Raw genomic sequence first — 557 nt, forward strand, 5'->3', positions numbered from 1 at the left:
ACCAGCGCGTCATCCGGTAGGCGCGGGGCTCGGGCACACTCTCGCCGTACATCGCACGCAGAGCGAGCATCCCTTCGGCGACGGTGGTTGTGTCGTCGAGGCTTTCGATGCGGCGCGCGACCGACCCGCCGCGTAGCGCGACGATCACCGGGACACCGGTGACGCCGTGCAGTGGATACCACGCGGCCATCGGTTCGTCCGGCAGACCGAACTGGGCGATGACCTCGGCGTCGTCCCAGAACCGGGTGTCGAAGCGCAGGTACAGCTTGTTGTAGACGCCCATGCCGAGGCGCCCGATCGCCTCCTGTTTCGCCGCGGGCAACGGCGGGTCGAAAGCGACGGCACCGGCCTGCAACACGCCCAGCGGCAGGGTGACGATCACGTGATCGGCGTCGAAGACACCGCGGTCGGTGTGCACCCGGACGCCGGCGGCGTCGTGGACGATGCGGTCGACGACGTGGCCCACGCGCACGTCCAGGCCCTCGGCCAGCCGGGTCGCGATCTCGTCGTAGCCGCGGGGGAAGACCACCTCGTCGCCGCCGTGGCCCTCATGGTGC

Annotated in this window: 1 protein-coding gene; it reads right to left on the reverse strand. The window is 70.4% G+C overall.

Translation table 11 applies throughout. The features are described from left to right. Positions 1 to 529, reverse strand: a 529-nt coding sequence (locus AC1DYG_RS19050) for a flavin monoamine oxidase family protein (RefSeq protein WP_477641432.1), incomplete at its 3' end; no start/stop codon positions are given. Between the last annotated feature and the right edge of the window lie 28 nt (positions 530 to 557).

This window comes from Pedococcus sp. P1_H8, from assembly GCF_056405175.1.